8 protein-coding genes are annotated in these 9,097 nt (G+C 72.0%); 6 read left to right on the top strand and 2 right to left on the bottom strand.

Features of this window, described 5'->3' with window-relative positions; all coding sequences use genetic code 11:
• Positions 1-332: 332 nt before the first annotated feature.
• Positions 333-1,754, bottom strand: a complete 1,422-nt coding sequence (locus IE136_RS28990; protein ID WP_189601793.1) for a cytosine permease — start codon at positions 1,752-1,754, stop codon at positions 333-335.
• A 137-nt stretch (positions 1,755-1,891) separates the two neighbouring features.
• Here IE136_RS28990 and ureA point away from each other — a divergent pair, with 137 nt between their 5' ends.
• The 6 genes from ureA (at position 1,892) to IE136_RS28960 (ending at position 7,897) form a co-directional block, all read left to right on the top strand.
• Positions 1,892-2,662: an urease subunit gamma gene (ureA, locus tag IE136_RS28985; protein WP_158990831.1), complete on the top strand. Its 771-nt coding sequence runs from the start codon at positions 1,892-1,894 to the stop codon at positions 2,660-2,662.
• Entirely contained in the window at positions 2,662-4,344 is a 1,683-nt protein-coding gene (locus tag IE136_RS28980) for an urease subunit alpha (protein ID WP_158990833.1), read from the top strand. The genes ureA and IE136_RS28980 overlap by 1 nt, the downstream gene beginning before the upstream one ends.
• 11 nt (positions 4,345-4,355) lie before the next feature.
• The gene (locus tag IE136_RS28975; protein ID WP_158990835.1) at positions 4,356-5,372 is read left to right on the top strand and encodes an agmatine deiminase family protein; all 1,017 of its coding nucleotides are present in this window, start codon (positions 4,356-4,358) and stop codon (positions 5,370-5,372) included.
• Positions 5,373-5,416: 44 nt separating this feature from the next.
• Positions 5,417-5,860 carry a hypothetical protein gene (locus tag IE136_RS28970; protein ID WP_158990836.1) on the top strand — a complete coding sequence of 148 codons (444 nt, stop codon included), beginning with the start codon at positions 5,417-5,419 and terminating at the stop codon, positions 5,858-5,860.
• Between the two features lie 87 nt (positions 5,861-5,947).
• Positions 5,948-6,493, top strand: coding sequence for a TetR/AcrR family transcriptional regulator (locus IE136_RS28965; protein ID WP_229819250.1), 546 nt, complete (start codon positions 5,948-5,950; stop codon positions 6,491-6,493).
• A gap of 75 nt (positions 6,494-6,568) precedes the next feature.
• Positions 6,569-7,897: an MFS transporter gene (locus tag IE136_RS28960; RefSeq protein WP_158990838.1), complete on the top strand. Its 1,329-nt coding sequence runs from the start codon at positions 6,569-6,571 to the stop codon at positions 7,895-7,897.
• Positions 7,898-7,952: 55 nt separating this feature from the next.
• Here IE136_RS28960 and IE136_RS28955 read toward each other — a convergent pair whose 3' ends face one another.
• Positions 7,953-8,723 (bottom strand): hypothetical protein, encoded by a 771-nt coding sequence (locus IE136_RS28955; protein ID WP_158990840.1) that lies wholly within the window; start codon positions 8,721-8,723, stop codon positions 7,953-7,955.
• Positions 8,724-9,097 lie beyond the last annotated feature (374 nt).

Below are 9,097 nucleotides of genomic sequence, written 5' to 3'. Positions count from 1 at the left end.
AAGCACAGCCCGCTGGGCACCGGTCACCGACAACGGCGGAATCTTCGGACCCGGACGACTCATACCGAACCAACGACGAATCTCCGACTCAGGTCACTAGGTCGTGTCCGGCAAGTAGCGCCGTCTGCCCGCAGGGCAGGGCCTGCGGCCTCTGGGGCGTGCGATCGCAAGGCGGAGGGTCGCTCTCGTACTCGTCGCGGGCCGGGCGGGACTTCACGGACACGGCCTGGAAGCCGCCCCCCGGCTGGTCGACAGGTGGGGCGCCCCCCCGGGGGCGCCCCGCCTTCGTGCTCGGGTCACGGTCGGCCATGCCTCAGGGCACCCGTCGTCGCTCAGGAGACGGCGATTCCGGCGGCCGGTTCGCCCTCCGGCGCCCGCGCCGGCTTCGGTGTCAGCGCCGCGTACAGCGTGCCGCCCACCACACCCGACAGGATGAAGCTGCAGTCGATCCCGCCCGTCAGGGCCAGCAGCGGACCCTCGTACAGCGGGGTCGACACCGCCGCGAGACCCACACCGGCGCCCAGCGTCCAGGAGGCGACGGCCCGGGGGTGCCAGCCCGCCCGGTACCAGTACGCCCCGCCCTTCGCCCGCCGGTTGTAGACCTGCAGCGCCTCGGGGTCGTACGTCCCTCCGCAGCGCGCGTGCCCGATCAGGGTGATCACCGCCCACGGCGTACCGATCGCCGTCAGCAGCAGGACGAACGACGTCATCGCGGACTGGGCGTCCGAGGCGAAATGGCCGAGGAAGACGAACGCCGTCGCCACCACGGCGACCACCAGCGTCGCCCGGGCCCGGGTCGCGCGCGGCAGGATCGCGTCGAGGTCCAGCCCCATCGAGTACAGCATCAGCCCCGCGTTGCCGACCGAGCCGGCCGTCGCCGCCAGGAGCAGCGGCACCAGGTACCAGACGGGGGAGGCCTCGACGAGCGGGCCCGCGTAGTCGAGGCCGCCGCGCGCCGCCAACGCCGTGAACGTGCCGAAGAGCTGAGGGATCAGCAGACCGGCGAGCAGGCCCAGACAGGTGGTCCGCCACACCGTCATCGCGCTGTGCCGCTCGGGCGAGATGTAGCGGGTGTAGTCACCGAGCAGCGTGATGAAGGCGACCGGTCCGCTGAGCCCAGCCGCCACCGCGGACAGCACCCACGTCGGCCAGAACGAGCCGAGCAGGTACGGGGTGTCGGGCACCGCCGCCGTGGTGAAGTCGCCCGCGTACGCGACGAGCCCCAGGGTGAGCAGCAGGGTCATGCCGATCGCGAGCGCCTTGCTGATCCGGAGCAGCAGGCGGTAGCCGTGGACGGCGGCGACGACCGTGCAGGCGGCGAGCACCGCGTACACCACGGTGTGGGTGGCGTCGCCGGTCGGCAGGCCGGTCAGCCGGGCGAGCGTGCCCACCATCACGTCCCCGCCGATCCACAGCGTCAGCGCGGTGTAGCCGAGGGAGAGCAGCAGCCCGACGACCGAGCCGACGAGCCGTCCGCGGACGCCGAAGAACGCGCCGCTGGAGGTGGAGAGGTTGGTCGCGGTACGCAGCGAGACGAGCGCGAGCGGGGCGGTCACGGCGACGCCGACGAGGGTGCCGGCGACGACGGAGGTCACCGAGGCCCACAGCCCGAGGCCGAAGGAGACAGGCAGCCAGCCGAAGACGATCACGCCCAGGCAGAGGTTCGAGCCGAGGAGGATCGAGAGGAGATCACGCGGACCGCTGGTGCGTTCCGCGTCGGGGACGGTGTCGACTCCGCGCTGTTCGATCGGCATGGAACCTCCTGCGGGGCAAGCGGGTGGACAGAGTTTTGAGTGGCGCTCAATGTGGCCCACTGCTCCTGCCTACGTCAATGCTTGGTTACAGCGGCTTCACCGTTTAGAGTGTTGCTCAAACAGGAGGTGTTTTCCAGGTGCGACTGACCCCCACGGAGCGGGACCGGCTGCTGCTCTTCGGTGCCGCGGAGCTCGCCCGGGCCCGCCGGGCACGAGGTCTGCGGCTCAACGTGCCCGAGGCGACCGCCCTCATCGCGGACACCGTCTGCGAGGCGGCTCGCGACGGCAGGCGACTCACCGAGGCCATCGCCGCGGCCCGTTCCGTCCTCGGCCCGGACGACGTGCTGCCGGGTGTGGCCGACGTCGTCACCGAAGTACATGTCGAGGCCGTCTTCGACGACGGCTCGCGGCTCGCGGTCGTCTCCGACCCGATCGGGGGAGGAAACCTCGGCGACGGCGCCCCCGGCGCCCTGCTCCCGGCCCCCGCCGGGGCCGAGCAGGAGCCCGCGCTGCGCCTCAGGGTGCGCAACACCGCGACCGTCCCGGTGAGCGTCACCTCCCACTTCCACTTCTTCGAGGCCAATCCGCGCCTCGACTTCGACCGGGCCGCCTCCTACGGCATGCGTCTCGCCGTCCCGGCCGGGTCCTCGTTCCGCTTCGACCCGGGCGGCGAGGCCGAGGTCGGGCTCGTCCCCATCGGCGGCGCCCGCGTCGCCATCGGCTTCGCCGGCCTGGTCGACGGCCCGCTGGACGCGCCCGGCGCCAAGGAGGAAGCCCTGAGCAGGGCGGCGGCCTGCGGCTATCTGGGGGCGGGTGCCACCCCCGGCGACCTGTCGTCGTCCCCCGCCGCGTCCCGGGACGCCAACCCGGACGCCCACCCGGCCGCACGCCCGAAGGAGGGCAACTGATGGACCCGTACGAGTACGCGTCGGTGCACGGCCCCCGCGCGGGCGACCGGGTCGTCCTCGGCGACTCCGGACTCGTCGTCCGGGTCGAGTCGGACTCCCAGAAGCCCGGGGACGAGTTCCTCGCCGGCTTCGGCAAGACCGCCCGCGACGGACTGCACCTCAAGGCCGCCGCCGTCCGGGAGACCTGCGACGTCGTGGTGAGCAACGTACTGGTGATCGACGCCGTCCAGGGCATCCGCAAGGTGTCCATCGGCATCCGCGAGGGCCGCATCCACGCCATCGGCCGGGCGGGCAACCCCGACACCCTCGACGGCGTCGACGTCGTCGTCGGCACCGGCACGTCGATCGTGTCCGGCGAGGGGCTCATCGCCACCGCCGGCGCCGTCGACACCCATGTCCACCTCCTCTCGCCGCGGATCATGGAGGCCTCGCTGGCCTCCGGCGTCACCACGGTCATCGGCCAGGAGTTCGGCCCCGTCTGGGGGGTCGGCGTCAACTCGCCCTGGGCCCTCAGGCACGCCTTCAACGCCTTCGACGCCTGGCCCGTCAACATCGGCTTCCTCGGCCGCGGCTCGTCCTCGGGCGCGGCCCCGCTGGTCGAGGCGCTCGCCGAGGGCGGTGCGTCCGGTTTCAAGGTCCACGAGGACATGGGCGCCCACACCCGCGCCCTCGACACCGCCCTGCGGGTCGCCGAGGAGCACGACGTCCAGGTCGCCCTGCACAGCGACGGCCTGAACGAGTGCCTCTCCGTCGAGGACACCCTGCGCGTCCTGGACGGCCGGACGATCCACGCCTTCCACATCGAGGGCTGCGGCGGCGGGCACGTCCCCAACGTCCTGAAGATGGCGGGCGTGCCGAACGTCATCGGCTCGTCCACCAACCCCACACTGCCCTTCGGCCGCGACGCGGTCGCCGAGCACTACGGGATGATCGTCTCCGTCCACGACCTGAAGACCGACCTGCCCGGCGACGCCGCCATGGCACGGGACCGGATCAGGGCCGGGACGATGGGCGCGGAGGACGTCCTGCACGACCTCGGCGCGATCGGGATCACCTCCTCCGACGCACAGGGGATGGGAAGGGCCGGCGAGACCGTACGCCGGACCTTCGCCATGGCCGGGAAGATGAAGGCCGAGCTTGGCCCGCTGGGCGGCGACGGCGCGCACGACGACAACGCGCGCGTGCTGCGCTACATGGCCAAGCTGACCATCAATCCGGCGATCGCCCACGGCCTCGCCCACGAGATCGGCTCGATCGAGGTCGGCAAGATGGCCGACATCGTGCTGTGGCGGCCCGAGTTTTTCGGCGCCAAGCCCCAGATGGTGCTGAAGTCCGGCTTCCCCGCGTGGGGGGTCGTGGGCGATCCGAACGCCGCCACCGACACCTGCGAACCGCTCGTCCTCGGACCGCTGTTCGGAGCCCACGGAGCGACCCCGGCCGACATCTCGGTCGCCTTCGTCGCCCAGGCCGCCGTCGATCTGGGCTCCGACAGGATGCCGACCCGGCGCCGGCGCGTCGCGGTCCGCGGGACGCGGGGCATCGGTCCCGGGGACCTGCTCCTGAACTCCCGTATCGGAGACGTCTCGGTCGACGGCCGGACGGGCCTCGTGTCGCTGGACGGCGATCCGATCCGCTCCGAACCGGCCGAATCGATCTCCCTGAACCGTCTCTACTTCCTCTGAGGACACCCGACATGACCTTCCGTATGCCGGCCGAGTGGGCCCCGCACGAGCGCACGTGGATGGCCTGGCCCGGCCCCAACCCCACCTTCACCGATGAGGAGGAGCTGGCCGAGGCCCGCGCCGCGTGGGCCTCCGTGGCCCGTGCCGTACGCCGCTTCGAGCCGGTGACGATGGTGGTCGGTCCCGGCCAGATCGACTCGGCCCGCGCCCTCCTCGGGCCGGACGTCGAACTGGTGGAGCGTGAGCTGGACGACGCGTGGATGCGGGACATCGGCCCCACCTTCGTCACGAACGGCTCCGAACTCGCCGCCGTGGACTGGGTCTTCAACGGCTGGGGGGCCCAGGACTGGGCCCGCTGGGAGCACGACTCCAAGATCGCCCGCCATGTCGCGGATCTGGCCGGGGTCCCGGTGCTGCCCTCCCCGCTCGTGAACGAGGGCGGCGCGATCCACGTCGACGGCGAGGGCACGGTCCTGCTGACCGACACCGTCCAGCTCGGCGCCGGCCGCAACCCGGAGTGGACGCGCGAGAAGGTCGAGGCCGAGATCCACGCCAAGCTCGGCACGACGAAGGCGATCTGGCTCCCGCACGGCCTGGCGGGCGACTACGGCCTGTACGGCACCCAGGGCCACGTGGACATCGTCGCCGCCTTCGCGAGGCCGGGCGTCGTGGTGGTCCACAGCCAGCAGGACCCCGCCCACCCCGACCACGAGCGTTCCCGCCTGTACGTCGACCTCCTGCGCGGCCGGACCGACGCGAAGGGCCGCACCCTGGAGGTCGTGGAGATACCGGCTCCGACCGTCCTGAAGGACGAGGAGGGCGACTGGGTCGACTACTCGTACATCAACCACTACCTCTGCAACGGCGGTGTGGTGCTCTGCGGCTTCGACGACCCGAACGACGAGATCGCGGCGGGCATCTTCCGCCGGCTGTTCCCGGAGCGGATCGTGACGCTCGTGGACGCGCGGGCGATCTTCGCAGGTGGGGGCGGTATCCACTGCATCACCCAGCAGCAGCCGAAGGTCTGAGAAATCCGGTGGGCGGGCCGCGGGCTGTGTGACAGCCTGCGGCCATGCCGCTGATCACGCACGAGGACCGGGCCTACGCGCTCCGGATCCTGTACTCCCTCCCGGACGACGCCTGGTACGTGGAGCTGGACGACGTCGCCGACAACCGGACGCTCGTGACGGCGATCGTCCCCGACGAGGACCCGGCACGGGAGCCGACGGTCTGCTTCGATCCCGGAGCCGGCCACCGGGAGGTCCCGTACGGCGTCATGCGCTGGTTCATGGAGCACGTGGCGGCGGAGATCCGTACCTCCCGCGACTGGATGGAGCTGCGGCCCGAGCTCGTGGAGATCATCCGTGAGCTGCGGGAGGAGTACCTCGGCCTCATCGACGACGACCGGTTCCCGGCCGTCCTGACCGAGCTGCGCGCCGGGCTTCCCGACGAGCGCGATCTGGCGGCCGTCCTGGACGCCGCCTTCGGGCGGAACCCGGACGGAAGCGTGAGGTAGAACATACGAGTGACCCGCATCAACCCCGCCGGCCCCCGACGCCGCAACAACGCCGCCCCGCCCCGCGAGGAACTCCTCGCCGCCGCCATGGACACCATCGCCGAGCGCGGGCTCGACGGGCTGACCATGGCCGGGCTCGGGCGTGAGGTCGGGATGAGCAGCGGGCACCTGCTCTACTACTTCCGCACCAAGGACGAGCTCCTCCTGCAGACCCTGGAGTGGAGCGAGGGCCGCCTCGGCGCCGAGCGCAGTGCGCTGCTCTCGCGGCCCGGGACCGCCCGCGAGCGGCTCGACGGCTACGTCGACGTCTACGTCCCCGACGGCCCCCGCGACCCCCACTGGACCCTCTGGCTGGAGGTCTGGAACCGGTCGCAGAACGCCGACGACGACGCCCGCGCCCGGCAGGCCGCCATCGAGGGCGCCTGGCACCGGGACCTGGTCGCGCTGATCGCCGAAGGCGTCTCGCGCGGGGAGTTCCGGACGGTCGACCCGGACCGGTACGCCGCCCGGATGCGCGCCCTGCTCGACGGATTCAGCGTCCATGTCGCGGTCGGCATCCCCGGCACCGGGCGGGATCAAGTCCTCGCGCACGTAAGGGAGTTCGTCGCGGACACGCTGCTCCTGCGACCGTAACGCACGCAAGTACTCCTGATCGTTGCTCGCTCCAGCCTTGTTACGCCCCCGCCGCCTCGGGCACGGTTCGGGTGCATGGGACGAGAGCACTGGAAGAAGATCTGGGTCGGCTCGGCCGGCAACATGGTCGAGTGGTTCGACTGGTTCGTGTACGCGAGTTTCGCGACCTACTTCGCGGGGGCGTTCTTCCCCGAGGGCAATGACACGGCCAAGCTCATGAACACCGCCGGCATCTTCGCCGTCGGCTTCTTCATGCGCCCCGTCGGCGGCTGGCTGCTCGGCCGGGTCGGTGACCGCAAGGGCCGCAAGGCGGCGCTGACGCTCACCGTGACGCTGATGTCCGCGTCCGCCGTACTGATCGCCGTCGCCCCGACGTACTCCGTCGCCGGCTACGGCGGCGCCGCCGTCCTGCTGATCGCGCGGCTGCTCCAGGGCCTCTCGGTCGGCGGCGAGTACGCGGCCAGCGCCACCTACCTCACCGAGGCCTCCGCCCCGCAGCACCGCGGCTTCGCCTCCAGCTTCCAGTACGTGTCGATGACCGCCGGACAGATCCTCGGCCTCGGCCTGCAGATCGTGCTCCAGCGCACGATGTCGTCGGAGGCGCTGCACAGCTGGGGCTGGCGCATCCCGTTCATCATCGGCGCGCTCGGCGCGGCGGTCGTCTTCTACCTGCGGCGCAACATGCTGGAGACGGAGGTGTACGAGGAGACCGCCGACGACGGGGTGGGCAGCGGCGAGAAGGGCACGATGAAGGCGCTGTGGGCACACCGGCGCGAGGCCTTCCTCGTCATCGCCCTCACCATGGGCGGGACCGTGGCGTACTACACGTACACCACCTATCTGACGAAGTACCTCTCCAACTCCGCCGGGCTGCCCAAGCAGACCGCGACCCTGGTCTCCTTCTGCGCGCTGATCGTCTTCGCCTGCCTGCAGCCGCTCGCGGGCAGGCTCTCCGACCGGATCGGCCGCCGCCCGCTCCTGATCACCTTCGCGGTCGGCTCCACCTTCCTCACCGTGCCGATCATGACGATGCTCCGGCACGCCGGTTCCTTCTGGCCGGCGCTGGGCCTCTCGCTGCTCGCGCTGGTCGTCATCACCGGTTACACGTCGATCAACGCCTGCGTGAAGGCGGAGCTCTTCCCGACCGGCATCCGCGCGCTCGGCGTCGCCCTGCCGTACGCCATCGCCAACGCGATCTTCGGCGGCACGGCGGAGTACGTGGCGCTGTGGTTCAAGGATTCCGGGATCGAGTCCGGCTACTACTGGTACGTGGCGGGCTGCGCGGCCGTCTCCCTGATCGTCTACCTCTCGATGCGCGAGACCCGCGACATCGACCTGGGCAGGGTGGGCCGGCCGGCGGCGGAGAAGGAGCCCCGCGTCAAGGAGGGCGCGAGCCGGGTCTGACCCGGAAGACCGCGTCCGGGCCCGGCGGCCCCGGGTCCGGACGCCCGGGCCCCTCTCACGGCGAGCCGCTCTCCAGTCGCTGCTGGAGCTTCTTCAGGACGCCCGTCGCGCGCTCGGCGAGTCGGGCCTGGACGGTGCCGCCGTCGTCGTAGTCGAGGACGGAGAGCGTGGTCCTGCCCGAGCGGCCCGTGTACACGACGTACGGGTAGTCCGTCTGCGCCCCGTCGTTGTCGGCGACCTGCCGGCCGTCCTCGGCGACGATCTTGTCGAACCCCGCCACCGAGGGGGCCGTCGCCTGCCGCACCCCGGCGAACCGGACCTTGCCGCTGTGTTGCTCCGGGCAGCGCCGGGTGCCGCTCTCGACGTCGTTCACATAGGACTCCGCCGTCGCCACGTCCGTGAACACCCGCACCTCCGTGTAACTGCTCAGGCCGGTCGTCGGGTGCGTGACCGAGCGCCTGAGCGCGGCCAGGGTGCCGGCCCGGCCGCCCTGGTCGAACAGCTCGCAGGTGTTCCTCACGTCCAGCTCGGGCGCGGGGTCGATCTCGTACGGCTCCGCGCGCTTGTAGCCGGGCCCCCAGTCGGGAGCGTCCATGGCCACCGCGGCCGCGAGCGCGCGGGCCTCGGTGCGGGCGGCCTCGTCGTTCGCCGACACCGAGACGGCCGGGGACGCGCTCGCCGCTGTGCCCCCGTCGTCGTCACCGCCGCGCAGCAGCGCGACCAGCGCCACCGCCAGGCCCAGGGCGACGACCACGCCGGCCCCCGCGACCGCGAGCGTGCGGCGGCGCCGGCCGCCCGGCGGAGGAGGCTCAGACGCACCGGGCACGCCGCCGCCACCCGAATCCGACCCCGATCCGTACCCGGAGCCGGAGTCACGACCGGAGCCGTACCCGGAGCCGGAGCCGTACCCCGAGCCGGAGTCGCGCCCGGAGCCGCCGCCCGGCTCCGGGCCCGGCTCTTCGTCGGGCGGTGGCTCGAGCGGCCCGCGGGGTGGTCCCGTCGGCGGGCCGGAAGGGGGGCGAGTGCTCATGACAGGGACGCCTACCACCGGACCGCCGCCCGCATCCTGAGACCGCGGTCCCGTCACCCGTACAGATGTGGCAGACTTCCGGCGTGCTTGCTACCACGATGATTATCGGCAGCAGCGCGCCGGTCCGCAGTGACCGCTGAACCGCGACTCCACCCCCGCGGCAGCGGACA

The organism is Streptomyces lateritius, assembly GCF_014649715.1.
GTDB classification, from domain to species: Bacteria; Actinomycetota; Actinomycetes; order Streptomycetales; family Streptomycetaceae; genus Streptomyces; species Streptomyces lateritius.
The sequence above is the reverse complement of the archived record's forward strand: the minus strand, read 5'-3'. Positions and strand labels throughout refer to the sequence as shown.

Excerpts from the sequence above, each read along its gene's own strand:
- IE136_RS28965 (WP_229819250.1), top strand. The coding sequence starts at position 5,948 with ATGGACACCATCGCCGAGCGCGGGCTCGACGGGCTGACCATGGCCGGG.
- IE136_RS28975 (WP_158990835.1), top strand. The coding sequence starts at position 4,356 with ATGACCTTCCGTATGCCGGCCGAGTGGGCCCCGCACGAGCGCACGTGG.
- IE136_RS28970 (WP_158990836.1), top strand. The coding sequence starts at position 5,417 with ATGCCGCTGATCACGCACGAGGACCGGGCCTACGCGCTCCGGATCCTG.
- IE136_RS28980 (WP_158990833.1), top strand. The coding sequence starts at position 2,662 with ATGGACCCGTACGAGTACGCGTCGGTGCACGGCCCCCGCGCGGGCGAC.
- IE136_RS28960 (WP_158990838.1), top strand. The coding sequence starts at position 6,569 with ATGGGACGAGAGCACTGGAAGAAGATCTGGGTCGGCTCGGCCGGCAAC.
- IE136_RS28990 (WP_189601793.1), bottom strand. The coding sequence starts at position 1,754 with ATGCCGATCGAACAGCGCGGAGTCGACACCGTCCCCGACGCGGAACGC.